The organism is Haemophilus parainfluenzae (genome assembly GCF_014931395.1).
GTDB lineage: Bacteria > Pseudomonadota > Gammaproteobacteria > Enterobacterales > Pasteurellaceae > Haemophilus_D.
Window position 1 is genome coordinate 366,328 of record NZ_CP063120.1, and the last position, 24,646, is coordinate 390,973.

The 24,646-nt window shown below is 40.8% G+C and carries 24 protein-coding genes; 16 read left to right on the plus strand and 8 right to left on the minus strand.

Annotated elements, in window-relative coordinates:
• The first annotated feature begins 53 nt into the window (after nucleotides 1-53).
• The gene (locus INP94_RS01750) at nucleotides 54-389 is read left to right on the plus strand and encodes a thioredoxin family protein (RefSeq protein ID WP_197543844.1); all 336 of its coding nucleotides are present in this window, start codon (nucleotides 54-56) and stop codon (nucleotides 387-389) included.
• A gap of 159 nt (nucleotides 390-548) precedes the next feature.
• On the opposite strand, the gene INP94_RS01755 is transcribed toward INP94_RS01750, so the two are convergent.
• The 5 genes from INP94_RS01755 to INP94_RS01775 form a co-directional block, all read right to left on the minus strand.
• Complete coding sequence (locus tag INP94_RS01755; protein ID WP_014064271.1) at nucleotides 549-917, minus strand: rhodanese-like domain-containing protein; 369 nt, start codon at nucleotides 915-917, stop codon at nucleotides 549-551.
• 210 nt (nucleotides 918-1,127) lie between these two features.
• Nucleotides 1,128-1,637 carry a DUF4189 domain-containing protein gene (locus INP94_RS01760; protein WP_197543845.1) on the minus strand — a complete coding sequence of 170 codons (510 nt, stop codon included), beginning with the start codon at nucleotides 1,635-1,637 and terminating at the stop codon, nucleotides 1,128-1,130.
• 184 nt (nucleotides 1,638-1,821) lie between these two features.
• Nucleotides 1,822-2,028 (minus strand): YnbE family lipoprotein, encoded by a 207-nt coding sequence (locus INP94_RS01765; protein ID WP_005695183.1) that lies wholly within the window; start codon nucleotides 2,026-2,028, stop codon nucleotides 1,822-1,824.
• The gene (locus INP94_RS01770; RefSeq protein WP_197543846.1) at nucleotides 2,012-4,759 is read right to left on the minus strand and encodes a YdbH family protein; all 2,748 of its coding nucleotides are present in this window, start codon (nucleotides 4,757-4,759) and stop codon (nucleotides 2,012-2,014) included. The genes INP94_RS01765 and INP94_RS01770 overlap by 17 nt, the downstream gene beginning before the upstream one ends.
• Before the next feature lie 48 nt (nucleotides 4,760-4,807).
• Complete coding sequence (locus INP94_RS01775) at nucleotides 4,808-5,284, minus strand: DMT family transporter (RefSeq protein WP_197543847.1); 477 nt, start codon at nucleotides 5,282-5,284, stop codon at nucleotides 4,808-4,810.
• Nucleotides 5,285-5,579: 295 nt separating this feature from the next.
• Between INP94_RS01775 and INP94_RS01780 the strand changes: the two genes are divergently transcribed.
• The 6 genes from INP94_RS01780 to INP94_RS01805 all read left to right on the plus strand — a co-directional run bounded on the left by INP94_RS01780 (nucleotide 5,580) and on the right by INP94_RS01805 (nucleotide 10,413).
• Entirely contained in the window at nucleotides 5,580-6,548 is a 969-nt protein-coding gene (locus INP94_RS01780; protein ID WP_197543848.1) for a mannose/fructose/sorbose PTS transporter subunit IIB, read from the plus strand.
• An 18-nt stretch (nucleotides 6,549-6,566) separates the two neighbouring features.
• Nucleotides 6,567-7,364 carry a PTS mannose/fructose/sorbose transporter subunit IIC gene (locus INP94_RS01785; protein WP_005695178.1) on the plus strand — a complete coding sequence of 266 codons (798 nt, stop codon included), beginning with the start codon at nucleotides 6,567-6,569 and terminating at the stop codon, nucleotides 7,362-7,364.
• Between the two features lie 10 nt (nucleotides 7,365-7,374).
• Nucleotides 7,375-8,208 (plus strand): PTS mannose transporter subunit IID, encoded by an 834-nt coding sequence (manZ, locus tag INP94_RS01790; RefSeq protein ID WP_049364739.1) that lies wholly within the window; start codon nucleotides 7,375-7,377, stop codon nucleotides 8,206-8,208.
• A gap of 69 nt (nucleotides 8,209-8,277) precedes the next feature.
• Nucleotides 8,278-8,652 carry a hypothetical protein gene (locus INP94_RS01795; protein WP_014064280.1) on the plus strand — a complete coding sequence of 125 codons (375 nt, stop codon included), beginning with the start codon at nucleotides 8,278-8,280 and terminating at the stop codon, nucleotides 8,650-8,652.
• Between the two features lie 37 nt (nucleotides 8,653-8,689).
• Entirely contained in the window at nucleotides 8,690-9,763 is a 1,074-nt protein-coding gene (locus tag INP94_RS01800) for an MBL fold metallo-hydrolase (RefSeq protein ID WP_178410077.1), read from the plus strand.
• 104 nt (nucleotides 9,764-9,867) lie between these two features.
• Nucleotides 9,868-10,413 carry a carboxymuconolactone decarboxylase family protein gene (locus INP94_RS01805; protein ID WP_005695174.1) on the plus strand — a complete coding sequence of 182 codons (546 nt, stop codon included), beginning with the start codon at nucleotides 9,868-9,870 and terminating at the stop codon, nucleotides 10,411-10,413.
• A 43-nt stretch (nucleotides 10,414-10,456) separates the two neighbouring features.
• Here the strand turns inward: INP94_RS01805 and INP94_RS01810 are convergent, their stop codons facing one another.
• Together INP94_RS01810 and msrAB are read right to left on the minus strand one after the other, a co-directional pair.
• Nucleotides 10,457-10,933: a redoxin family protein gene (locus INP94_RS01810; protein WP_111387124.1), complete on the minus strand. Its 477-nt coding sequence runs from the start codon at nucleotides 10,931-10,933 to the stop codon at nucleotides 10,457-10,459.
• A 9-nt stretch (nucleotides 10,934-10,942) separates the two neighbouring features.
• Nucleotides 10,943-12,004 (minus strand): bifunctional peptide-methionine (S)-S-oxide reductase MsrA/peptide-methionine (R)-S-oxide reductase MsrB, encoded by a 1,062-nt coding sequence (msrAB, locus tag INP94_RS01815; protein WP_070592645.1) that lies wholly within the window; start codon nucleotides 12,002-12,004, stop codon nucleotides 10,943-10,945.
• Between the two features lie 112 nt (nucleotides 12,005-12,116).
• Between msrAB and INP94_RS01820 the strand changes: the two genes are divergently transcribed.
• From INP94_RS01820 to INP94_RS01860, 9 genes are all read left to right on the plus strand, one after another.
• The gene (locus tag INP94_RS01820) at nucleotides 12,117-12,983 is read left to right on the plus strand and encodes a DMT family transporter (protein WP_070592649.1); all 867 of its coding nucleotides are present in this window, start codon (nucleotides 12,117-12,119) and stop codon (nucleotides 12,981-12,983) included.
• A 91-nt stretch (nucleotides 12,984-13,074) separates the two neighbouring features.
• Nucleotides 13,075-13,965: a Fe(3+) dicitrate ABC transporter substrate-binding protein gene (locus INP94_RS01825; protein ID WP_070592650.1), complete on the plus strand. Its 891-nt coding sequence runs from the start codon at nucleotides 13,075-13,077 to the stop codon at nucleotides 13,963-13,965.
• Nucleotides 13,965-14,954, plus strand: a complete 990-nt coding sequence (fecC, locus tag INP94_RS01830) for an iron-dicitrate ABC transporter permease FecC (protein ID WP_111387122.1) — start codon at nucleotides 13,965-13,967, stop codon at nucleotides 14,952-14,954. Before INP94_RS01825 ends, fecC begins: the two co-directional genes overlap by 1 nt.
• The gene (gene fecD, locus INP94_RS01835; protein ID WP_005695168.1) at nucleotides 14,954-15,937 is read left to right on the plus strand and encodes a Fe(3+) dicitrate ABC transporter permease subunit FecD; all 984 of its coding nucleotides are present in this window, start codon (nucleotides 14,954-14,956) and stop codon (nucleotides 15,935-15,937) included. Before fecC ends, fecD begins: the two co-directional genes overlap by 1 nt.
• Nucleotides 15,937-16,704, plus strand: coding sequence for a Fe(3+) dicitrate ABC transporter ATP-binding protein FecE (gene fecE / locus INP94_RS01840; RefSeq protein WP_111387120.1), 768 nt, complete (start codon nucleotides 15,937-15,939; stop codon nucleotides 16,702-16,704). The genes fecD and fecE overlap by 1 nt, the downstream gene beginning before the upstream one ends.
• 210 nt (nucleotides 16,705-16,914) lie before the next feature.
• Nucleotides 16,915-19,332 carry a poly-beta-1,6 N-acetyl-D-glucosamine export porin PgaA gene (gene pgaA, locus INP94_RS01845; RefSeq protein WP_178161698.1) on the plus strand — a complete coding sequence of 806 codons (2,418 nt, stop codon included), beginning with the start codon at nucleotides 16,915-16,917 and terminating at the stop codon, nucleotides 19,330-19,332.
• Nucleotides 19,333-19,353: 21 nt separating this feature from the next.
• Entirely contained in the window at nucleotides 19,354-21,270 is a 1,917-nt protein-coding gene (pgaB, locus tag INP94_RS01850) for a poly-beta-1,6-N-acetyl-D-glucosamine N-deacetylase PgaB (protein ID WP_197543849.1), read from the plus strand.
• A 9-nt stretch (nucleotides 21,271-21,279) separates the two neighbouring features.
• The gene (pgaC, locus tag INP94_RS01855; RefSeq protein ID WP_197543850.1) at nucleotides 21,280-22,521 is read left to right on the plus strand and encodes a poly-beta-1,6-N-acetyl-D-glucosamine synthase; all 1,242 of its coding nucleotides are present in this window, start codon (nucleotides 21,280-21,282) and stop codon (nucleotides 22,519-22,521) included.
• Between the two features lie 3 nt (nucleotides 22,522-22,524).
• The gene (locus INP94_RS01860) at nucleotides 22,525-22,800 is read left to right on the plus strand and encodes an HmsD (RefSeq protein WP_065420546.1); all 276 of its coding nucleotides are present in this window, start codon (nucleotides 22,525-22,527) and stop codon (nucleotides 22,798-22,800) included.
• Nucleotides 22,801-22,896: 96 nt separating this feature from the next.
• Here INP94_RS01860 and pckA read toward each other — a convergent pair whose 3' ends face one another.
• Nucleotides 22,897-24,513, minus strand: coding sequence for a phosphoenolpyruvate carboxykinase (ATP) (gene pckA, locus INP94_RS01865; RefSeq protein ID WP_197543851.1), 1,617 nt, complete (start codon nucleotides 24,511-24,513; stop codon nucleotides 22,897-22,899).
• Between the last annotated feature and the right edge of the window lie 133 nt (nucleotides 24,514-24,646).

Here is a 24,646-nt window from a genome sequence, read left to right on the forward strand (position 1 = left end):
CCCCTTTTCTGGACAACTAGAAACGTGCTTAATCGCTCAAAGGAGTACATGACATGCAACAACTACACACTCTGAAAGACATCGAACAGGCCATCACCACACACCCTTTAGTATCACTGTACATCAAAGCCCCAATCTGCGGTGTTTGTACGGTCGTGGCCGCCCAGCTTGACTCAGCTTTGGCGGTAGAAGGAAATGTGTATGCCGTAAAAGCCGATATTGCTGAAATACCCGAAATGGCCGGACGTTTCCACGTACTGACCGCACCTGCATGGCTGCTGTTTTATCAAGGCAAGGAAGTAGAACGGATGGCCCGCTTCATCCCTCAGGCACAGATGAAGCAGACATTGGCAAAATGGACAAAAGTAGTAGAAAGCGAACATCAGTAACCGGTCTATCAATGTTTCAGACGGCTGCGGTCTTGATAATGATGCAAGTGGTCAAGTTTTTAAGATGATTTGCAAAACACTTAAAAATCTGACCGCACTTTATAGTAAAAATCCCCTACTGTCTGCTCTAGGGGATTTTTACGTTAAATGATGCGTTGTTTATTTCAAACCTTTTTTAACCAAATCTTCATAACCACCATGGTTAGTAACATTGGTATAGCCTGCATTTTTCAGCTCAGTGAGCGCGGCTTCGGCACGACGACCGCTACGGCAGTAAAGATTGATCGGTGCATCTTTATCTGAACCAATCGCTTTAACACCTTCAATGATTTTATCATGTGGAATATTCACCGCATCTTGTAAATGACCTGCGTTAAATTCCTCAGCTGAACGTACATCAATCCAAACGCCTTTTGCTTTTTCTGGTTGTACTGCGCTTTGTTCTGTTTGTGGTGCAGTATTCGCAGAAGCAAAAAAAGGTACGGCAATCGCTGCCGCAGAAAGTACTGCTGTGAATAATTTTTTCATCATTCAATCTCCTATTAAATAGAAATAATATATTTACCTAAATAAATTTAGGGGTTATGTAAAACTAACAGTCATCATACGCCTAAATATAAAGATAATAAACTGTAAATAAAGTAAATTTTAAGTAAAATTTTCGTAAAATCTAACCGCACTTTAAAAGAAAAAAGCCGTCTGAAAAATAACTTTCAGACGGCCTTTGGAGGAGAGATGTTAGTAGGGGAAAGAGCAACCTGCGTGGGCTATAATTTTACAGTCTTTTGCACCTTTAGCTTTGCATAGTGCTAGAGCTTTAGCTTCTGTTTCCTCAGCTGTAGCGGAAGCAGCCGGAGTCGTTATAAAACCATTACGGACTAATCTTCCTTCTGCTGCAGCAACACAGCCATTTCGAACTCCTATCATAACTTTACAGTCTTTACTACCACTTTCTTGTCTACAAGATTCTAGTGCTACTCGTTCTGCTTCAGATTGTGAATTCTGATCTATAGCACCAGCAAGGATAGCTTTTTTAGTACTGTAAGCTAAAGCTCCAAATTTAGGAGGATGATTAATTGTAATATGTTCTACGCGTACTTGGGGAGTGTAACCTCCAGCATTTCCACCGCAATTCGGATTGTGACCATAAGCACATAAAGCAGGGTTATTCTGCAAAGCACCTTGAGTCACATCGGCATAGGTATTTAAAGCAGTTAAACCAAACAATACCAGTATTAGTTTTCTCATTGCATATTCCTTTACAATTTTATCGTTTTGTCATTTTTTGTTTATTTTGATTGATAAATTGCATTGTCACTTATTTATGATTAACAAACAAGTTTGTCAATCAAAAACACTTTAAAATCTGACCGCACTTTAAAAAAAAGCCATCTGAAATTTAACATTCAGATAGCTTTTTCAATTTATTCAATTATTTCTTCGCAGGCTCTACCTCACCCACCGCTTTTTGAGATTTCTCATCCATTTCCACTTTAATATTGTGATCTACTACCACATTCATATTAATGGTGATGCCTTCCTTTGGTGTGTCCAATTGAATGGTTGGTGTGCAAGCTGTAAGTGTAAACATCGCCGCAAAAATAAAAAAGTGCGGTTGAAATTTAAGGTGTTTTATCATTTGTCTTGTCTAATTGCTTATAAAGTTTATATTGCAGATTTTGTTCAAATTGCGAGCCATAGTCAATCATATTCCACAATTCAAACATATTTTCTTGGTGCGTATAATTTAACGTTATCGGATTATTGGTTCGCTTGGTTGGATTAAATCCGCTAATACTCGCACGCAATGTCATTTGTCCTTTCGGATCGAGCGTCACCGCTGCATGGGAATTTTGCAGTTCCATTTCTTTTAATAAATCCACCAAGATATTTTCTGTCCAACCGCCTTTTTTCAACCCTTTCACCATTTCATCGGTTAATTTGATGGACACATTTCCCACTTGTTCCAATGTACCATTACAAATCAAACATTCCTTGTGACCAAGCCAAAATGGCAGGGTCGCATTGGCGCGGCCGGTCAAGGTTACTTGGTTATATTGTGCCAAGGCTAACACTTGGGCTAAATCAATATTGGTAAAAGAAAGCGTCGCCATTTTACTTTGTGGGAAACTGAGCTGAGGCACCGTCAATACGCCATCAAATAAGGAAAGTTTCACATTTCTCAAAGTAAGCGGATTTTTCATGGTGTTCGGATAACGCCCAAATAAATCCAATTCCCCATTTGCGACGGAAAGCGCGCCATAGCGAATATTGTGAGCCGAAATATGGATCGGTTTACTCGAAGCCACTTGCAATGCCGAGTTTTCATAATTCATTGGGAAACGAATATTCAAGCCATAAATCTCACCATCTGGCATAGTGATTTTGCCATTTTTAAGATTCAGCTCCCCCTTCATCTTCACGCCATTGCCATTGATTGCGAATTCACTCTGCCCTTTAATGCTACCCTCATGAATTATCCAATTCCATTGTTGGGGGAAAAGTGATTGGAATACTTTTGCCGATTGTTCTTTCCAGCTGATTTTGCCTGAGAGTGCAGTATTTTGATATACACCCAAGACATCTAAAGGCCCAAGCGAACCGGCCTTTAAATCACCTGCAAAATTGAAGTTACTGATACTCTTACCATCAATACCTAAACCGAAAACAGGCGAAACAAAACGACCGCCATAAGCCAGTTCAATCCAATCAGTTTTCGCTTGCAACAAACCTCGAATATGCTCTTCTTCATAATCCCAGCGGAGTCGATCTTTAAGCTCCAATGAAAGTGGCGCCATTTTTACCTCTTTCATTTTGACTTCTTTAGAATGAGCCGAAAGTTGATTTAATTCAATATGATCGGCTTCCCAAAAGCCTTTCCCTTCCATTTTGACTGGCGTATTTAAAGATTTCCAGTTTGCACTGCCATTGATTGTCCAATCCCAACGGTTTGTCGCTTGTTTTTCCACAGACTGCAACTTATGTTCTTCATCCCGCAAATCAAACACGGTTTTAATACCGGCAATAAACTCATGTGCATTTCCGTCTAATTTTAAATCGAGATTTTCAAACTGTGGTGTCGTGCCCGTTAATGTTGCGAGCAAACGACCTTCCAAGCCATAACGACCAATAATAATGTCATCTAACGGTAAACGAACGTGCAACTTGGTATCTGGCTGAACGGTATCCATTTTAAAGACGGAACCCGGGTAAAAATACACCACTGGATGGATGAAGAGCCCGCCGAGATGATAGGTTAAATTGGTTTGCGCCACGGTAGCGTTATAACGTAAATCCCCGCGAGTTTTCAGCTCAAAGTCCAATTCGTTATTATCATCGCCACCACCGATTTCACCATTTTTCCCTGAAATCACGATCTCCCCTTTGCCCATTTCGCCAAAGGTTTGCAAGATCACGTTCATATCAATGCTTAATGGCAACAAGCCTTCTGCCGCACGATGAATAGATAACCCAAGGAAACCTTTGATTGGTTGATAGCTATCAAAGGTCCAATAAAATTTCCCCCACGAAATATCCAAGCCATCTTTGGTGAACACAAAAGGCACATCCAACAATGGTGAATTAGTTGTTAAATCTTGGGCATTTAACTGACCATCCGCCCCTTGCCACGACACTTTTGCCTCGCCTTTTGTGACGGCTAGTTCTGAGTTATTCCAGTTGAGTAAGACATTGCCTTGTTGAGGCAGTTGAGAAAGATCAGGATCAAAATTCGCAGAGAAATGAAGATCGTAGGTTTTATCTTCCGCTTGTTTAATGTCGGTACTGCCCGCCCATTGGAAAATGCCATCTTGTGGCGTGACAGTCGATTGATGATGCAGCTCAAGCCCGTCATTATTGGCTTGAGCTTCGAGTACTAATTGGTTGCCGTTATAGTTTGCGTCTAACGCCCAATCAGCCGATAAGAAAGGTTTTAAAGCCCCTTGTGTCAAGGCTTCGGCATTCGTTAATTGAAAGTGTTTAACGTTAACATGAGAAATAGGCAATGCTGCCCAAAGTGCGGTCAAATTTGGCGGTGTTTTTTCAGCATTATCACTGGGTAAATGGGTTAAACAATCATAATTCAAGCTAGCCTTTTCAACATCAAGACTATGCGTATTCCACCAAGTCACCTGAGTATTATTCAGGTTCACTAGCGTACATTGGTCAGTTTTCACTTTTAGCTCTGGCAGTGTTAAACCTGTGGTTTCCCATTGCCAGTCATCGGCTAATTCAATGTGATAATGCGGTGCTAAAAAATGATTGGTAAGTTGCGCTACACGTTTCGGGGTCGCAAAAACGCGTACTAAGCCAACACTTACTACGATCAACAGCAACAAAATAATCAAAGCCCACAGGCAACGCTTTCGCATAGATTCCCCAATTACGCGATTAATCAATAAATAGAGGCGTATTCTATCCTATCTCGCCCCAAATAGCTCAACCAACTTATCCCCAAAGAAATAAAACACTAATCCAAAGGCGACAATAATTAATCCGATGAGTTTTGTGATATTTACTTCTCGGATCGGCATACCGATAAGACCGAAATGATCGATAGTTGTTGCCGTAATTAATTGTCCGACGATGATAAAAAATAACATCGCGGTAATGCCTAATTTAGGTGCAAGCAAAACGGTTGTGAACACAACAACAGCGCCGAGTACACCACCAATTAATTTCCACCAAGGTTGTGATGGAATCGTGGATAAGTTGCCCCATAAATCAGTTTTAGCCAAGGCGATAAAAAAGAGGAAAATCGTGCCTACCGCAAAAGAAATAAAGGTAGCAATCAGCGCTTCGCCACTCATGGCTTTCGCCAATTGCGTATTAATCGCTGATTGCGTGGCGAGTGCTACGCCTGCCGCTAAAGCGACAATGAGATAAACAAAAAACATCGAGACTCCCAACATAAAATTTAGTTTATTTTAACCTTTTCTAATTTACCGTGAAATGCTTTCTATTCGGCAAAAATCGTCCCAAAATCAACCGCACTTTGTACTTCATTCACAAATACCTCAAAAGTTGTAAGTCATCTTACCTGTTTATTTGATCTCGATCACTATTTGACTATTCTTTGTTTGACGGTAATCTTCAAATCCATACACTAAACTCCATTCGGAGCAATCGTTTGCGCAGTGCGTATTGAAAGCAAAATAGACTGATTTTATCAACTCAATGGGAGGAATATCCATGACCCACATTATCGTTGCAACGCACGGTAAGTTTTCTGAAGAAATCGTCAATTCCGCCGCTATGGTGTATGGCGAAGATGAAAACTGCCATGTCGTGACTTTCTTACCGGGTGAAGGCGGTGAGCATTTAATCGAGAAATACAATGCGATTATTGCCACACTGCCTGAAAATGAACCAGTGCTCTTTTTGGTCGATTTATTTGGTGGTAGCCCTTATAACGCGGCAAGCCGAGTCGCCAGTGAAAGAGATAATACCGATATCGTCACCGGCATTAATCTACCGATGTTGCTAGAAGTGCTTGATGCTAAAGATGGCGCTAGCTTAGATGAATTGGTAGAAACCGCGAAAGAAGTCGGGGTCGCTGCCGTGAAATCCTTCCGTCAACCTAAAGAAAGCAAGCCTGCTCCAACGCCCGCTGCTAAGCCAGCTGAAGTACCAAAAACCGATCCAAATCCAACCGCACTTTCTGGCAATATGAACATTTCCTTGTTGCGTATTGATAGTCGTTTAATCCACGGTCAAGTGGCAACCTCTTGGGCGAAAGCAGTGAAATGTGAAGCGATTTTTGCAGTAAATGATGATGTGGCAAATGATGCGCTTCGTCGTGATTTATTACTCCAAATCGCGCCTGAACATTTAAAAGCTTATGTGATTCCAGTAGAAAAAGCCATTAAGGTGTATCACAACCCGAAATATGCAGGTAAAAACATTCTTTGGTTGGTAACCAACCCAACAGACATCCTGCGTTTAATCGAGGGTGGCGTGAAAATTGATAAAGTCAATGTGGGCGGTATGACATTCCGTGAAGGCGATAAGATGCTTTCCCAAGCAGTTGCCGTCAACCCAACAGATGTAGCGGCATTTAAACAGCTTTTAGATAAAGGTGTGGAATTAAGCTTACAACAAGTGGCGAGCAGCCCGAAATCAATGCTCACACACAAAGAGCTTGATGCAATTCAATTTTAATTACGAGGACAATTCATTATGACAACAATGGAAATTATTTTAGTCACGCTCGTTGCCGCCATTTGCGGTATGGGGAGTGTATTGGACGAACGTCAAACCCATCGTCCTTTAGTTGCTTGTACCCTAATCGGCTTAGTATTAGGTGATTTAGAAACCGGTATTATTGTCGGTGGTACCCTTGAATTAGTGGCATTAGGCTGGATGAACGTGGGTGCGGCAATGGCACCAGATGCGGCATTAGCCAGTGTGATTGCGACTATCCTCGTCATCAAAGGTGGCCAAGATAAAGGGAGTGCATTAGCGATTGCGATTCCGGTAGCAGCAGCAGGTCAAGTATTAACCATCTTCGTTCGTACTTTAACCATCTTCCTTCAACACAAAGCCGATGATTTTGCCGCAAAAGCCAACTTCCGCGGTATTGAATTCTGTCACTTTAGCGGTCTTGCATTACAAGCGTTACGCGTGGCAATTCCAACCTTCTTCGTTGCGTTAGTAGCAGGTACGGATACGGTGACTGAAGCATTGAACGCGATTCCTGAAGTGGTTACTCGTGGTTTACAAATCGCTGGTGGCTTTATCGTAGTCGTCGGTTATGCGATGGTCATCAATATGATGCGTGCAGGCGCGTTAATGCCATTCTTCTTCCTAGGCTTCGTAATCGCCTCTTTCACCAATTACAACCTTGTCGGTCTCGGTATTTTAGGCACATGCTTAGCGATGATTTATATTCAATTAAACCCACGTTTCCATCAATCTACTGCACCACAAGCAGTTGCAAAACGTGAATTAGCTGATGATGAACTTGAAGGACTATAAGGAAGAAATTATGACTGAACAAACTAAAAAATCATTAACAAAAGGCGATATTCGTAGCACTTACTGGCGTTCAACTTTCTTGCTAGGTTCCTTCAACTTTGAACGTATGCAAGCAATGGGTTTCTGTGTATCCATGATCCCAGCCATTAAACGTCTTTACAGCAAAAAAGAAGATCAAGCAGCGGCATTAAAACGCCACTTAGAATTCTTCAACACCCAACCTTGGGTAGCATCATCTATCATTGGTGTTACTGCTGCGATGGAACAAGAACGTGCGAACGGTAACGATATTGATGACTCAGCAATCAGCGGGGTGAAAGTCGGTTTAATGGGCCCATTAGCCGGTGTGGGTGACCCAATTTTCTGGGGAACATTACGTCCTGTATTGGCCGCACTTGGTGCAGGTTTAGCCATTACTGGTAGCCTTTTAGGGCCATTGCTTTTCTTCATCGGTATCAACCTTTGCCGTGCAGTAACTCGTTGGTATGGTTTCAAATACGGCTATGAAAAAGGTACCACAATCGTTAACGATATGGGTGGCGGTCGCTTACAAAAATTGACGCAGGGGGCATCTATCCTCGGTCTCTTTGTCATGGGCTCTCTGGTATCGAAATGGACGAGTATCAACATTCCATTAGAACTTTCCCGCTATAAAAACCAAATGGGCGAAGAAGTGGTGACCACCGTACAAAGCGTGTTAAACGATCTTCTCCCAGGCCTTGCGGCGTTAGGTTTAACTTTCTTATGTATGTATTTATTACGTAAAAAAATCAACGCCATGTACATCATCTTCGCCTTATTCGGCGTGGGTATTTTAGGCTATCATTTTGGTGTGTTGGCATAATATATTATGATATTGCCTTCCCTCTTTCGCTTGAGGGAAGGCAAATTTTTAGCATGACATATAAACCCTATGAACTGGAAAGATCTCATCAAGCCACCACCGGCTGAAGGCTATATTAAAAATTCATCCAATTTAGTGACCGCACTTTTTGTTCTGGCGGGCATTCTTTATTACCCCACTAATGGCTATGGCGCCGTCATCGCTTTAATTGCCGCATTAATTGTATTAATCGGACAAAAAATGCTAATTGCTCAAACCAATAAAGACTTCACTGAAATGCAGTTAGCCGAAAAGCAATTCCAAGAAACCCAAAACAGTGATTACCTTCGCTTTATTGAAGCTCGTGCCACCCAAATGTTGCGCGACAACAAAGTCCTTTCCGAAAAAGGCAAAAAAGAGTTAGAGAGATTACTGTCTGTCGTCAAAACACATTTAAAGGTATAATGCTGCCAAATTTATATTTGGAAAATATCCTTTAAAGATGAGACATACAAAGAAACTCATTACTCTTGCGGGAATTGCCGCATTTGTCACCTATTGGTTTTATCTGCCAACTTATCCGGTATATCCGAAGAGTGATCATTATGATCCTGATACACAAACTTTCTATAATGCAGAACCTCAACGCGCACCAATAAATGTTGCAAGTGCACTTTGGGAAATGACATTTCATGAAAAAGATTTTCACCCCCAAAAACCATTGCCCACGGTCAAACCAAATTGGACCGAGTTATTAGCGCCAGCTGAACAGAGTCGCTTTATGTGGTTTGGACATTCAACGCTACTTATGCGTATTGGCAATCAAACCATCATTACCGATCCACTTTTTGGAAATAGTGCGTCTCCAGTACCAATAATGATGCACCGTTTTCAACCACCTGTGGCAGAAATTGAAGAATTACCGCCTATAGATGTCGTGCTGCTTTCACATAGCCATTACGATCACCTTGAACAAGAAAGCATCGAAAAATTAATGAAAACGCAAAGTCATTTTGTGGTTTCTTTAGGAATGGGCGTGATATTACAAAAATGGGGAATAGATGCAGCTAGAATTACTGAATTAGACTGGTGGCAAAGCACTGAACGAAATGGCGTAAAATATACTGCATTACCTGCAAGACATGATTCTAGCCGTGGCTTGTTTGATCATAACAAAGCATTATGGTCTGGTTTTTTAATAGAGCATAAGCGCGGTCAAAATGAAGAACGTTTTTACTTCCATGGTGATTCCGCCCAAGGTAAACATTTTGATGAAATTGCCAGCCGTGTTGGCAAAATTGATATTGCGTTTATAGAGAACGGACAATATGACGAAAGATGGCCCAATAACCATCTTTTCCCTGAGCAAACCGCACAACTGGCAGCAAAACTACAGCCAACAAGATTTATGCCCATTCACTGGGGCGCTTATCCCCTTGCCTTGCATACGTGGAATGAGCCTGTGCTTAAAAGCGTACCAATGGCAAGAGCACTGGGCGTGAATACACTTACACCATTGTTAGGACAAGTATTTGACGTAAATACAAAAACAGAAGATTGGTTTACCCAAGAATAATCATAACTTTTAGCTATATGAAATAAGCTTTTCTTCTTTTTCTTATTTAAGTTAGAAAGGTATTATCAAGCGGAAATTTATGATTTATCCCTTAGGAGTAGTTTATGTCTCAATTTAAAATTCACACCATTGAATCAGCCCCTGAAGCCGCACAAGAAGCCTTAAAAGCCGTACAAAATGCCAATGGGTTTATTCCAAATTTAATTGGTGTTCTTGCGAATGCCCCTACTGCACTTGAAACTTATCGCACGGTAGGCGGCATTAATGGTCGTAACAGCTTAACGGCAACAGAACGCGAAGTGGTGCAAATTACCGCTGCTGTAGTCAATGGCTGTGGTTTCTGTGTAGCAGGCCACACGAAGATCGCTTTAAAAGTGTTAAAACTTGAAGAAGAGCTTGTGAACCAAATTCGTGCAACTGCTCGTATTGAAAGTGATAAAAAACTCGATACTTTAGCGCGTTTCACCCTTGCCGTTATTTTGCAAAAAGCAAAATTAACTGAAGCACAGCTTAAAGCGTTCTTTGATGCAGGTTATACTCAAGAAAATGCCATTGATGTGATTTTAGGTGTCAGCCTCGCCACATTATGTAACTATGTGAATAATATCGCTGAAACCCCAATCAATCCTGAATTACAGGCATTTGCATAATCAAGCCAATAATAAAAGTGCGGTCAAAAATGACCGCACTTTTTTATTCCTTCACAAATTGTTTAATTTGATCTGAATTCAAATGTCCAGGTTGTGCTTTGATAAGATTTAAATCCTTATCCAATAGTAAATTAAACGGATAGCCTAATACATTAGCTCGTTTAATGATTTCACCGTTTTCATCCAATAATACGGTGATATTTTTATAGTCCAAGCCTTTATACCAATTGATAAATTTTTGACTATTTTGTTCATTCTTTTGTCCAGGTGAGGCAATCGTAATCACATTAAAATCAAGGTTCTTTTCAGCACTGAGATCATCAATTTCTGCTAACCCCGCTAAACAAATTGGACACCAAGATGCCCACATTTTGATATAAAGCGGTTTGCCTTGATATTGTGATAAAGAGACGGTTTGATTATCCAACGTCTTCAAGGGGATGTCCGCCAAAGACACATTCTCTTGTGCAAAACTCAATGGACTCAAAAACAATAAAAGTGCGATCAATATTTTTTTCATTTTTTCCTCTTATTTCACAAAGGGAATCAAATCGCCATAGCCTTGTTTTTCCATTTCATCTAATGGAATAAACTTAATCGATGCGCTATTGATGCAATAACGTAAACCGCCTTTATCACGAGGGCCATCATCAAATACATGACCTAAATGGGCATGGCCACTGCGGCTTAATACCTCAATGCGAGTCATATTAAAGCTATTGTCTCTTTGATACTCCGCCACTTCAGCGGCAATCGGTTTGGTAAAACTTGGCCAGCCGCAACCTGATTCAAATTTATCTTTAGAAGAAAATAACGGTTCTCCCGTGGTGATATCCACATAAATACCCGGCGCGAAATTATCCCAATATTCGTTACTAAAAGAGCGTTCGGTATGTTTGCCTTGCGTCACATCATATTGAAGTGCGGTCAGTTTTTGCTTTAATTCTGCATCACTTGGTTTTGGGTATTTTTTATCATCAATTAATGGCTCATCGGCTTTTTTGATGTCAATATGGCAATAACCATTCGGGTTTTTCTTGAGATAATCCTGATGATACTCTTCCGCCTCCACATAATTTTTCAGCGGTTCTACTTCAATTTGAATCGGCACTTGATATTTACTTTGTAAGGTTTTTAATGCCGCTTCAATAACGGCTTTATCTTGCTCATTTTGATAATAAATGCCGGTGCGATATTGTCTGCCTCGATCATTGCCTTGCTTGTTAATACTGGTTGGATCGATAACGCGGAAATAATATTGCAGTAATTTATCTAACGAAATTTTATTTGGATCGTAAGTGACTTTCACCGTTTCCGCATGATCTGTCGCATGCAATAATTGGTAGTTAGTGGTATCACCTTTTCCATTGGCATAACCAGAAACAGCATCAGTCACGCCTTGAATTCTTTCCATATAAGCTTCTAGTCCCCAAAAACAACCACCGGCAAGATAAATAATTTGTTGTTCTTGTTTACTTTCCATTGTCATTTTTTGCTCCTTTGATGATTCTGTGTGATCAGCATACGTTAAACTACTTTGCAAACCGCCAAAAAGTGCGGTCAATATGAGAAATGTTTTTGTATATTTCATTTTCTTTCCTTATTATAGAAAAATCTTCAGCTTGCATTTCATTAGACGAAGACAAGCCCATTTTCTTACAAAATAAGGCAATTTTTTACCGCACTTTGTGCAAGGAACCTTTATGCCAAACATACATCTCCGCAATAATTATCAAAAAGCTGTTGTTTGTATGGTGTTAGCTTACATCAGCATTGCCTTAATGGGTGTATTTGTAAAATACGCCTCTGATGAATTACCGTCCAGTGAAATTTTATTTTCCCGCTTCTTTATTGGTTTTGTTTTTCTCTTGCCCTTTTTAATTAAAGATGGAGATTTCAAAGTCGATATGTCGCAATGGAAGTTTCTCATTTTGCGTAATCTAGCCGGCATTGCCAGTATGTTGCTAACCTTCTACGCCATTAAATATTTGCCGATTTCTATTGCGATTTTATTGATGAATACGTCCGCACTTTTTGTGCCTTTATTGCTGTTTTTCTTTAAAGTCAGAACGCCATTAAAAGTATTAGCTTGCAGTTTTATGGGGTTTATCGGTGTATCCATCATTATGCTGACCAACGGTTCAATGAATATCAACCCTATCCATGTAGGCTATGCGTTAGGTGCTGCAGTATTGGCGGCCATGGCATTTATCAGCTTACAAGAGCTCAATAAACACAACTCACCTAAAAATATCGTGTTTTACTTCCACTTATTAGGCTCGATTTTATTGCCACTCTTTTTTATTACTCAATGGGAAATACCAACACTACATGGATTCACATTACTGCTTTTAGTGGGCGGATTTGGTCTTATTTTCCAATTATTACTCACTCGCGCCTTTAAATACGCCCCTGCCAATGTCATCACGCCTTTTGCTTTTACTGGCGTGATTTTCTCCAGCATCTGTGACTGGTTCTTCTGGGATAACGTACCAAGCCTAAATTTCTGGATTGGTTCATTAGTCATTATTATTGCCGTCAGTTTACTTGCCAGAATGCGGGCAAAATAGAGAAATCCGACCAAATAGTTAGAATATAACTATTCTCAATAACATTGTTTGAGTGTATAATCCAAATGCTTTTTATTATTGAGGACACAACATGAAAAAATTATTCAAAACTACTTTAGCTTCCGCATTATTAATGGTATCCGCATTCGCTAGCGCCGTGACGGTTAAAGATGCGAAAGGTGAATTTACCCTTGATAAAACCCCAAGCCGTGTTGTGGTATTGGAATATTCTTTTGTGGATGCTTTAGCCCAAGTCGGTGTAAGCCCAGTAGGTGTGGCTGACGACAACAAAATCGATCGTATTTTGCCGCAAGTGCGCGAAAAAATTGCTGCATGGCAATCCGTTGGCACGCGTTCTCAACCGAGTCTTGAAGTGATTGCTTCTCTCAAACCCGATTTAATTATTGCTGATCCATCTCGCCATACTGCAGTATTTGAAGAATTGAAAAAAATTGCGCCAACGGTGATGTTTGATTCCCGTCATGAAAGCTACCAAGAAAATCTTGAAACTGCGCAGAAAATTGGTGATTTAGTCGGTAAAAGCGCTGAAATGAAAGCGAAGATCAATGAACATAATGATTACATTGCCAACATCGCAAAAAATTTAGGTGTACAAGGCAAAAAAGCCTCATTTGGTACTTCCCGAGAAGATAAATTTAATATCCAAAATGACAATGGCTATGTGGGTAGTTTCTTAACGACATTAGGTTTTGCGCCAACTAAACTCAATAGCGATCAAGCTTTCGTAGAAATCAACCTTGAACAATTAGTAATGGAAAAACCGGAATACTTGTTCATTGCCCATTATCGTGATGAAAGTATTGCGCGCAAATGGGAAGCTGAGCCACTTTGGAAAGCCATTCCTGCGGTCAAAGCGAACCATGTTTACAGTGTTGACTCCGACATGTGGGCGCGTGGTCGCGGTTTAGAAGCAAGCAAAATTATGGCAAAACAAATTGAAGATTTCGTGAAGCAAAAATAATGATGAAGTCTGCTTTCCGTTGGGGACTTCCCCTTATCATTCTGGCTTTCCTATTATGGGGAAGCCTGTTTTTGTATTATCCCATCGAAATTCGACCGCTTGCAGCGTTACAAGCGTTCCTCCCCGATGGCGATGAAATTGCCAAAATTACGGTAACCGATTTACGCCTACCGCGCGCATTAGTTGGCATGATTTTAGGTGCCAATCTTGCGGTGGCGGGGGCGTTGTTACAAACCATTACGCGCAACCCGCTTGCTTCACCTACGCTACTCAGCGTGAACTCTGGAGCTAGTCTTGCCATGGTAACCGCCAGTGCGTTTAGCCCCTTGATTCTTTCTGGTTATAGCATTGCCTTAGTGGCTAGTATCGGCGGCGGTCTGAGTTGGTTTGTGGTGATGCTGATCAGCAACGGATGGAAAGATAATAGTGGAGATCGTAGCCGAGTGATTTTAGCGGGGATTGCCGTATCACTACTTTGTGCCGCGCTCACGAAATTGGTGCTCATTATCGCGGAAGATCATGCCTTCGGTATTATGAGCTGGCTAGCTGGCGGCATTGCACATGCCCGTTGGAATGAATTATTGACGTTATTTCCGTTCTTTATTTTGACCGCACTTTTCTGCCTGCTTTTTGCCAGTCGTTTGAATTTACTCAATTTAAGTGATGAATCCGCTCGTTCGCTAGGTATCAATCTCTTCCGTTTACGTTGGTACGCTAACATCATGGCGTTATTGATTGTGGGCTCAAGCGTGAGTGTTGCTGGCCCTGTGGCCTTTATTGGCTTACTCGTGCCCCACCTTGCCCGCTATTGGATTGGTTATGACTTGCGAAAATCGCTCCCTATGGCAATGTTACTCGGCGCAATTTTAATGCTCGCTGCAGATACCATTGCCCGTGCGGTGAACTTCCCTAGCGAAGTGCCTGCTGGTGCGGTGCTTGCCTTAATCGGTGCCCCAGTCTTTGTATTATTTGCCAGAGGAAGACACTAATGCGAGCTTCTCATGTATCTTTTCGCGCTATCGGCTTTTATGTCGTCACGCTCAGTCTGATGGTACTACTCTTTGGATTGAGTATTCGACTTGGCACTTATACGCTTTCTTTTGAGGAAATTTGGGCGGCCTTTCAGCCTGACGATAAAAACTATTTTACCTTGATGGAATATCGCCTACCTCGTGCGGTATTAGCGATTTTATTAGGCGGAGCCTTAGCGATTTCCGGTGTGTTAGTGCAAAGCGTAGTACGCAATCCACTTGCCTCTCCCGATATTTTAGGGATTAACAATGCGGCAGGGTTAGTTGCTGTTTCGGTATTGATGTTCTTACCAAACTTAGCATTTTACTGGATGCCAATTTTTGCCTTTTTAGGTGGAGTGCTCTCTTTTGTCATTTTATGGATCGTGTGCGGTTTTAACTTCCGCCCTATTAAAATGGCAATCATTGGGGTCGCACTTTCCGCATTGTGGGCAGCCATTAGTCATTATCTGATGCTTACCAATCCGGTCGAGATCAATACAGCGATGTTATGGCTTACAGGAAGCCTATGGGGGCGCAGCTGGTCTTATTTGAATGTGGTATTGCCATGGTTAGTAGTGTTGCTACCCTTGCCATTTATTTTCTGTCGCGATCTCGACACCCTTGGTTTAGGTGAAAACAAAGCCTCCACCTTAGGCGTGACTGTGAATAAAGTGCAAATCAGCGTTTTAGTGCTAGCGGTCGCCCTTTCCACTACGGCCGTAGCAATTTGTGGTCCGATTGCCTTTTTAGGCTTGGTTGCGCCGCATCTTGCCCGTCGTTTAGTCGGCGGCAGACATCGCACCCTATTACCGGCGGCCTTGATTATTGGCGCCCTCTTATTACAACTTTCGGATATTTTGGCGCGGGTGATTGACCCACCAACTGAACTACCAGCGGGTATTCTGACCGCGATTATCGGTGCGCCATATTTCTTCTACTTATTGATGAGAACTAAATAATGAGCATTGAAATCAATAATTTATCTTTAGGTTATCAAGATAAACTCGTGGTTAAAAATCTGTCGCTAAAATTCCCGAAAAATAAAGTGATTGCGTTAATCGGCCCAAATGGTTGCTGTAAGTCCACCACATTAAAAGCGGTGGCTCGCCTGCTTAAACCGAAGCAAGGCTCAATCACCCATAAAGGCAAGGACATTTGGCAAAAAAGCCCTAAAGAATATGCCCAAGAATTGGCTTTTCTCCCGCAGCAACACTTGGTACCTGAAGGGATAAAAGTGCGCGAATTGATCGCTTACGGGCGTTCGCCTTACTTAAATCTATGGGGTAAACTCAGTCAAAAAGATGAAGAATTGGTCACTTGGGCGATGGCGCAAACACAAACTGCCGAACTCGCCGAACAGTTGGTTTCCGATTTATCTGGTGGTCAGCAACAACGGGTATTTTTAGCCATGACACTTGCGCAAGATGCTGAATTAGTGCTACTTGATGAGCCTACCACTTATCTGGATTTAAACCGCCAAGCAGAACTCATGGGCATGATGCGACAAATGCAACAAAACGGCAAAACCGTAATTACAGTGTTACATGACCTCAACCAAGCCTGCCGCTATTGCGATCACTTAATCGTCATGAAAAAAGGTGCCGTAATGGCACAAGGCACACCTGATGAGGTCATGACCGAAGAGTTACTTAAGGATGTGTTTGATTTGGATGTCATCATTCATCGTGATCCTATCAGTAACACACCGATGTTTATTTTGAAATAACTTTCAATCACTTCTCTAAATATCAAATAGGCGTTTTATTTTACTAAAACGCCTATTTTTTCACCTAAAACACTTGATGTTATACATAGCTAATGCTTTTTATCGCTCAACTTGAGGTCGGACCACTTTACGAAACTTATACTTTCTTTACATTGTCATAAATATGGAGTCCACAATAAATAATTATAATTAAACATCGTAGAAGTTAATATGAAGTCTCTATCCCATGTCTTTAAGACTGTGCTATTAGTAGGTGTCAGTACCTCAGTAGTACAGGTTGCCTATGCCCAAAATTCCTCTATTGATACCGAACGAGAAAATATCATCATTTTCTCCCGTCAAGGAGAGGCCCAATTAAATCAAGCCATTCCAAAACTTGAGGCCTTATTTAAGAGGACAAACGATATTAAAGTGCGCGATGATTTAATTACACTCTATCTGAGGACGAATCAATCCGCTAAAGCACTTTCACTTTGCGAAAGCTGCGCACCAGCGCAATTTTCTCAAAATGAACTGGAAAATTTAGGCAAAGCCGCTCGAAATGAAAAACAATACGACCGTGCCGTTGCATTCTATTCCCAATTGCAAAAGCAATTCCCTGATAATCCAAATGGATGGCTTGGTGGCGCATTAGCCTCCACTGAAACCAAAAACTACACTGCGGCAAAAAATGCACTGAATGTTTATAAGAAACGTTTTGGACAAGATAATGCTTACCTTGATGCGGAAAGCTATTTGCTTGATTTCACCGAACCCGACATGGCTAAACTTGGCCGTTGGCAACGTCAGTTAGAACAAAATCCAAAAAATATCACCTTAATGAGAGAGTTGTATCGTTTGGCATCGAAATACAACCTTCAACCATTACAAGAGAAACTACAAAAAGCCTATCCTGATCAATTCAATCAAAAAGACATGATGTGGTTTGAGCATGGTAAGACAATTACCTCTTCAAAAAATGCGACAACGCCTACACAACAAGAAAAATCATTTGAAGAATTGACCGCACTTTTGGCCAAAATTAACCCTGAACATCCTTTGTATCAACAAGCATTGCAAGATCGTTTTGTGATGGGTGTCCGATTAAATAAATTTGATGAAATAGAGGATGACTTCAATACATTACAGACTCAACCTAATGTGCCAGCGTATTTAGAAGAAGCCTTTGGTGATTATTGGGCAGCAAAAGGCTCACCACACAAAGCATTAGCGATTTATCAAGCAATTGAACAACAAGCCTTAAACAATAAACTCGCTGTGAACGATGGTTTACTTCATAAACTCTCTCTCACTGCAAGCGATGCGGGCAAATTTGAATTGGCTCAACAATATTTAGAGCGTATGAATTCAAATATTTATATCAATGACTATACCCGAACATCAAAAATTCTAAATCCAGGCTACGATTCTCGCTATTTTGGTTTGGCACGTTTAGCCTTATGGCGTGGTAACCGCAAATTGGCTCAGCAACTGATTGATGATCGTCTATTTAATAAAACGCCAGGTGATCCATGGGTTATGTTGCAAAAAGCAGAACTTGAGCGAAATCGTGGCAACTATGATGATGCCAAATTATGGGCTGAAAAAGCCGGTTATTTTTTGAGTAAAAATGATCAGCAAGAAGCACGCAATAACCTGGCAGAAACTGCTTTAAGTCAAAATGATTTACCAACAGTTTCAAAAACAATTGATGCAATGAATGAAGAACAACGTCAGTCAGCACAATCCCTCATAAACCATTACGAACAAGCACGTTCTGGCAAAATTGTAGGAAGTATCGGCTTACAGCATCGTACCTCACCAATCAGTTATAGCAATGAAAGTAGCCAAGATTATGCGATTTACACACCGAAAACAGCAAATGGTCACGATCTCTACGTTCATTACTTAGAAACTCGCTCCCCTTATGACAAAGAAAGTCTCATTTCTCGCCGAATTGGCGTAGGAACAGAGCTCAATTTCTATCCACTCCAAGTGAAAATGGAAAGCGGGAAAGGCATTAAGCTTAATGATAAAGCCTATTTCTCTACAGAGGCAAATTATACCCTCAACCAGCATTGGTCATTTAATTTAGACGCCAATATTAATGGTAGTGGCACTCCAGTTAAAGCCATCAATAAAGGGGTGTATACCAAAGATATTGGTTTCTCTACCACATATTCCTATTCCGATATTTTCCAAGCTGGGCTAGGTGGTGGCGTCATGAAATTTAATGACGGCAACTTAAGAAAAGAAGCCAATTTCTGGTTGAATCTCAATACATTCAAACATGACCGTTGGGCGCTAACCAACAATTTCAGAATCGATTACAGCAAAAATAAAACCATTGATTCTGCTGAATATTACAACCCATCAAAAGCGACAAGCTTGGAATTCGGTGCGGATTTAAGTTACTACCAACCACTTAATTATGGCTTAGTCTTAAATCATCACCTGAAAGCCAGTGTGGGTGCTTATAAACAGGCAGAACTCAATCAAGAAAAAATGTGGTCGATAAGTTACGGACACCAATGGCGTGTTGGTAAAAAATTTGGCGTGTCTTATGAAATTGGTCGTAAAAAGAATATTTACGACGGCAGTGCTGAATTCAACAATTTCGGAAATTTAAACTTCTCTATTTATTATTAAATACTTAAGCGGTATAACTTTATGAGATCTCTAAAACATTTTGCAAAAATCATTATTTGCATGCTTTCCCTTTTTTCGGCTTTTGCCTTTGCGCAAGATCGTTATGGCGTATTAGCTTATCACTCTGTGGTAGATGAAAGTGCGGCTGAAAATCAAAAACAGTATTTTCCTCAAACGATTTCTGCCCAAATGTTAATTAAACATTTTAATTGGCTAAAAGAAAACGGATACAATGTGATCAGTTGGCAGCAAGTTATCGATGCTGAAAATGGTAAAGGCACATTACCTGATAATGCGGTGTTGCTAAGCTTCGATGATGGCTATGAGACTATGTATAACGTTGTCTTCCCTCTATTGAAAGCCTATAACTACCCCGCTGTTTTTGCACCAGTTACGGGCTGGTTAGATACGCCGGCAGATCAAAAAATCGCTTATGCCGATAAAATGCTGGATCGTTCTGTTTTTGCCACTTGGTCGCAAGTCAAAGAAATGGAACAAAGTGGGCTCGTTGAAGTTGCCTCACATACTCATAATCTTCATAACGGTATAAATGCCAACCCATCTGGTGGTCAATTACCCGCTGTGATTGCGCCTGAATATAAAAACGGAAAATATGAAACAGAAGATGCCTACAAAAACAGATTGAAATCTGATTTCACTCGTTCTGTTCAAACGTTAGTCAATCATGTCGGTAAGAAACCACGTGTAATGGTGTGGCCTTATGGACAATTTAATGATGTTGCTGTGCAACTTGCACGACAAGCAGGAATGCCACACTATTTCTCATTAGGTGAAAAAATCATCAATAAAGTTGGCGATAAACATATTGGACGCTTATTACTTAATGCAGAAACCGATCTAAATACCGTTAAAAACTATCTTGATGGCATTGATGAAAGCAAACAAATTCAACGAGTACTGCATGTCGATTTAGATTATGTCTATGATGCGGATAAAGCTCAGCAAGCCAAAAACCTTGATAAGTTAATCGACCGCATCTATCGCTATGGTGTGACGACAGTTTATCTTCAAGCCTTCTCTGATCCCGATGGGGATGGTGTAGCGGATGCCTTGTATTTCCCAAATAAATACCTTCCTGTACGCGATGATATTTTTGGCCGAATTGCCTGGCAATTACAAACGCGCGCAGGCGTAAAAGTTTATGCCTGGATGCCTGTACTCGCCTTTGATTTACGTAAAAATGTAAAAGAGGCGGAATATGTCATTGATAGCCGCACGGGCAAACCTTCAACAAAGGCCTATTTACGTCTTTCACCTTATAACAAACAGAATGTTGAAATCATTAAATCCATTTATAACGATTTGTCATTCTACGCAAAATTTAATGGCATTTTATTCCATGATGACGCGTTCCTAACCGATTTTGAAGGTGCAGAAGGTAATCACGCTGAAGGCATGGTTAGCCCACAAGCAAAACAAAAAACACAAGATTTAATCCAATTAACCCATCAACTCACCGATGCGTTAAAACCTTATTTCTTGCGTGGTTCATATTCTCTTAAAACGGCTCGTAATCTTTATGCATCAGTGATCACAAATCAAAATGCAGAAGAATGGTTGGCACAAAACTTAAAAACGCTCACTGACAATTACGATACCACTGCCATCATGGCGATGCCATACATGGAAAATGAGCAGCCTATTTCACAAGAAGAAGCCTATCAATGGTTTGTTTCTCTCATTGAAAATGTGAAAACCCAAGCACCATTAGATAAAGTATTGTTTGAATTCCAAGCGGTGAATTGGCGAACTCAAAAACCAATTCCTGAATCCGAGTTGATTGATTGGATGAAGCTATTGCAAAAAAATCATATTTATAGCTATGGATACTATCCGGATAACTTTTTAACTAATCAACCGGATCTGAACAAAATGAAACCGTATTTTTCGGTAAATACGAATGCAGGAAAAAAATAAGGATTGACGATGAACCAACAATTCTTAGAAGCCGTGAGTATCTTCGTATTCATGTACCCTGCCGGGATGGCAATATATTGGGTGACGGCAAGCCTGTGTTATTACCTTTTTATGGAAGGAAAACTTGGGCAACCAACTTTCCAACAAATGCCAAAAGAACGCGTTCCTATGGTTAGCATTATGGTGCCTTGCTACAACGAAGGGGACAATCTAGATGAAGCTATTCCTTACTTGCTCCAACTCAGATACCCAAACTATGAACTGATCTTCATCAATGATGGCAGTAAAGATAACACGGGCGAAATTATTGAGCGTTGGGCAAAAGCTGACGAACGCATCGTGGCGCTTCACCAAGAAAACCAAGGTAAAGCCAGTGCATTAAATCATGGCTTATTAGTTGCTAAAGGTGAATATGTAGCCTGTATTGATGGCGATGCGGTATTAGATTTCGATGCTATCGACTATATGGTGCAATCCCTTGAATTAAACCGCACTTACGGTGCTGTTACAGGCAACCCACGCGTACGTAACCGCAGTACCATCCTAGGTCGCTTACAAGTGTCGGAATTTAGCTCCATTATCGGTTTAATCAAACGCGCTCAAAGCCTGATGGGAACGATCTTCACGGTATCTGGAGTATGCTGCCTATTTAGAAAAGATGTAATGGAAGAAATTGGTGGCTGGAGTACCAATATGATCACCGAAGACATTGATGTTAGTTGGAAAATTCAAACGGCCGGTTACAACATCATGTATGAACCTCGTGCTTTATGTTGGGTATTAATGCCTGAACGTCTATATGGTTTATACAAACAACGTTTACGCTGGGCACAAGGTGGCGCCGAAACCATCATCAAATATTTCCCACAGGTCTGGCGCTGGAAAAACCGCCGTCTATGGCCAATGTATGCCGAATATTTTGTTACCGCAACTTGGGCAATCTTATTGGTTGTACTGGTTGCACTTGCACTATACCGCAAGATTACCTTAGGTATAGGTATTCAAAACATGGAGCTGTTTGAAACAAATATCTCGATCATGTTTTTTTCCTTCTTCTTACAGTGTCTCTTAAGTTTATACATTGATTCACGTTATGAAAAAGGATTGATCCAATATGGAATTTCCTGCATTTGGTATCCCTATGTTTATTGGTTACTCAATACCGTAACGTTACTCGTTGGAATCCCAAAAGCGATTTTTAGAAACAAGTCCAAGCTAGCTGTCTGGACAAGCCCTGACAGAGGAGTTTAAATAATGGCAACCGCCACTTTACAACAATTGATGGTTATTAATAAAGGTAGCAGCCTTCCCTTGCTGATTAAAGCCAAAAGCTTTGTACTAGATCTAGTTACCTGGGCTTTATGGGCTTATATCATCACTTTTGTCGCGAGATATGCGGAACGCATCTTCACTAAACCGATTCTGGAAAGTTTCTTTTTTGTTGATGTGGTCAGCATCATGTTTTCTGTCTCTGCGGTATTGGTCATCTTGGCTTATATTTGGTCTATTCTTACCGTAGCAAAAGAATAACTCGCAAAAAACTTAATATAAAAAAACCGCACTTTGGTTAACAAATCAAAGTGCGGTTATTTTTAGAAATGTTTAATTAGATACGATATTCTCTAATTAAGCTTTTGGACCTGCTGCGATAAGTGCTTTACCTTCTGCGTTGGTCGCATATTTTTCGAAGTTTTTCACGAAACGTCCAGCAAGGTCTTTCGCTTTCGCTTCCCATTGTGCTTTATCCGCATAAGTATCACGTGGATCTAAGATCGCTGGATCTACGCCTGGTAATGCTTTTGGAATAGCTAAGTTAAAGATTGGTAACTCACCCATTTCTGCTTTTTCGATAGAACCATCTAAGATGGCATCGATAATACCACGGGTATCTTTAATTGAGATACGTTTACCTGTACCGTTCCAACCAGTATTAACTAAATACGCTTCTGCACCGGCAGCTTGCATACGTTTAACTAACACTTGAGCATATTGTGTTGGGTGGAGTGTTAAGAATGCTGCACCGAAACATGCTGAGAAAGTTGGCGTTGGCTCAGTAATACCACGCTCTGTACCGGCTAATTTAGCGGTGAAACCAGATAAGAAGTAGTATTTGGTTTGCTCTGGTGTCAATTTAGACACTGGAGGTAACACACCGAATGCATCCGCAGTTAAGAAAATTACTTTCGTTGCGTGACCTGCACGAGATACTGGTTTAACAATATTATCAATGTGATAAATCGGGTAAGACACACGAGTATTTTCAGTTTTAGAACCATCATCGAAATCAACTGAACCATCTGCACGAACCACGACGTTTTCTAATAATGCATCACGACGGATTGCACGGTAGATATCTGGCTCATTTTCTTCAGAAAGATGGATAGTTTTCGCGTAGCAACCACCTTCAAAGTTGAAAATACCAACATCATCCCAACCGTGCTCATCGTCACCGATTAATTCACGTTTTGGATCGGTAGAAAGTGTGGTTTTACCTGTACCTGATAAACCGAAGAAAATTGCTACATCACCGTCTTTACCTACGTTAGCAGAACAGTGCATTGCACCTACACCTTTAAGTGGTAGGAAGTAGTTCATCATTGAGAACATACCTTTCTTCATTTCACCGCCGTACCAAGTACCACCGATTAATTGAATACGCTCAGTTAAGTTAAATGCAACGAAGTTTTCAGAGTTCAAACCTTGCTCTTTCCAGTTCGGGTTGGTGCATTTAGAACCGTTCATGACCACGAAATCTGGTTTAAAAGTTTTTAATTGTTCTTCTGTTGGACGAATGAACATATTTTTCACAAAGTGTGCTTGCCATGCGACTTCCGTCACAATACGCACTGCGATACGGTCTTTTTCACTTGCACCACAGAAACCATCCACCACAAATAAACGTTTACCAGAAAGTTGTTTAGTCACAAGACCTTTTAAGCTTGACCACGTTTCTTGAGTCATTGGTTTATTATCGTTTTTCGCTACATCAGACGTCCACCACACTGTATCTTTTGTGGTATCATCTAAAACGATGTATTTATCTTTCGGTGAACGACCGGTAAAGATCCCCGTATCAACAGCCACCGCACCCGTTGTGGTAAGTGTCCCTTTTTCAAAGCCTTCTAAGCCTGGTTTTGTTTCTTCTTCAAAAAGTTGTTCATAACTTGGGTTATAAACCACTTCTTTAACATCACGAATACCAACAGCTTCAAGTTCTTTAATTACGTTTTTAACATCAGTCATAGTTCACCTCTTGATTAAAAAGTTTAAAAATTTTTTCCTATGTTCATTGTATGGGAATTGTCAAAAAAAAAATGTTAACTAGATCTCATTTTTGAACATTCATTGGAAATTTCTACCTATTTTTAGGGTGTTT

What these genes read in the sequence shown, in the direction of transcription:
- INP94_RS01750 (WP_197543844.1), top strand. Translation starts at nt 54, where the DNA reads ATGCAACAACTACACACTCTGAAAGACATCGAACAGGCCATCACCACA.
- INP94_RS01755 (WP_014064271.1), bottom strand. Translation starts at nt 917, where the DNA reads ATGAAAAAATTATTCACAGCAGTACTTTCTGCGGCAGCGATTGCCGTA.
- INP94_RS01760 (WP_197543845.1), bottom strand. Translation starts at nt 1,637, where the DNA reads ATGAGAAAACTAATACTGGTATTGTTTGGTTTAACTGCTTTAAATACC.
- INP94_RS01765 (WP_005695183.1), bottom strand. Translation starts at nt 2,028, where the DNA reads ATGATAAAACACCTTAAATTTCAACCGCACTTTTTTATTTTTGCGGCG.
- INP94_RS01770 (WP_197543846.1), bottom strand. Translation starts at nt 4,759, where the DNA reads ATGCGAAAGCGTTGCCTGTGGGCTTTGATTATTTTGTTGCTGTTGATC.
- INP94_RS01775 (WP_197543847.1), bottom strand. Translation starts at nt 5,284, where the DNA reads ATGTTTTTTGTTTATCTCATTGTCGCTTTAGCGGCAGGCGTAGCACTC.
- INP94_RS01780 (WP_197543848.1), top strand. Translation starts at nt 5,580, where the DNA reads ATGACCCACATTATCGTTGCAACGCACGGTAAGTTTTCTGAAGAAATC.
- INP94_RS01785 (WP_005695178.1), top strand. Translation starts at nt 6,567, where the DNA reads ATGACAACAATGGAAATTATTTTAGTCACGCTCGTTGCCGCCATTTGC.
- manZ (WP_049364739.1), top strand. Translation starts at nt 7,375, where the DNA reads ATGACTGAACAAACTAAAAAATCATTAACAAAAGGCGATATTCGTAGC.
- INP94_RS01795 (WP_014064280.1), top strand. Translation starts at nt 8,278, where the DNA reads ATGAACTGGAAAGATCTCATCAAGCCACCACCGGCTGAAGGCTATATT.
- INP94_RS01800 (WP_178410077.1), top strand. Translation starts at nt 8,690, where the DNA reads ATGAGACATACAAAGAAACTCATTACTCTTGCGGGAATTGCCGCATTT.
- INP94_RS01805 (WP_005695174.1), top strand. Translation starts at nt 9,868, where the DNA reads ATGTCTCAATTTAAAATTCACACCATTGAATCAGCCCCTGAAGCCGCA.
- INP94_RS01810 (WP_111387124.1), bottom strand. Translation starts at nt 10,933, where the DNA reads ATGAAAAAAATATTGATCGCACTTTTATTGTTTTTGAGTCCATTGAGT.
- msrAB (WP_070592645.1), bottom strand. Translation starts at nt 12,004, where the DNA reads ATGAAATATACAAAAACATTTCTCATATTGACCGCACTTTTTGGCGGT.
- INP94_RS01820 (WP_070592649.1), top strand. Translation starts at nt 12,117, where the DNA reads ATGCCAAACATACATCTCCGCAATAATTATCAAAAAGCTGTTGTTTGT.
- INP94_RS01825 (WP_070592650.1), top strand. Translation starts at nt 13,075, where the DNA reads ATGAAAAAATTATTCAAAACTACTTTAGCTTCCGCATTATTAATGGTA.
- fecC (WP_111387122.1), top strand. Translation starts at nt 13,965, where the DNA reads ATGATGAAGTCTGCTTTCCGTTGGGGACTTCCCCTTATCATTCTGGCT.
- fecD (WP_005695168.1), top strand. Translation starts at nt 14,954, where the DNA reads ATGCGAGCTTCTCATGTATCTTTTCGCGCTATCGGCTTTTATGTCGTC.
- fecE (WP_111387120.1), top strand. Translation starts at nt 15,937, where the DNA reads ATGAGCATTGAAATCAATAATTTATCTTTAGGTTATCAAGATAAACTC.
- pgaA (WP_178161698.1), top strand. Translation starts at nt 16,915, where the DNA reads ATGAAGTCTCTATCCCATGTCTTTAAGACTGTGCTATTAGTAGGTGTC.
- pgaB (WP_197543849.1), top strand. Translation starts at nt 19,354, where the DNA reads ATGAGATCTCTAAAACATTTTGCAAAAATCATTATTTGCATGCTTTCC.
- pgaC (WP_197543850.1), top strand. Translation starts at nt 21,280, where the DNA reads ATGAACCAACAATTCTTAGAAGCCGTGAGTATCTTCGTATTCATGTAC.
- INP94_RS01860 (WP_065420546.1), top strand. Translation starts at nt 22,525, where the DNA reads ATGGCAACCGCCACTTTACAACAATTGATGGTTATTAATAAAGGTAGC.
- pckA (WP_197543851.1), bottom strand. Translation starts at nt 24,513, where the DNA reads ATGACTGATGTTAAAAACGTAATTAAAGAACTTGAAGCTGTTGGTATT.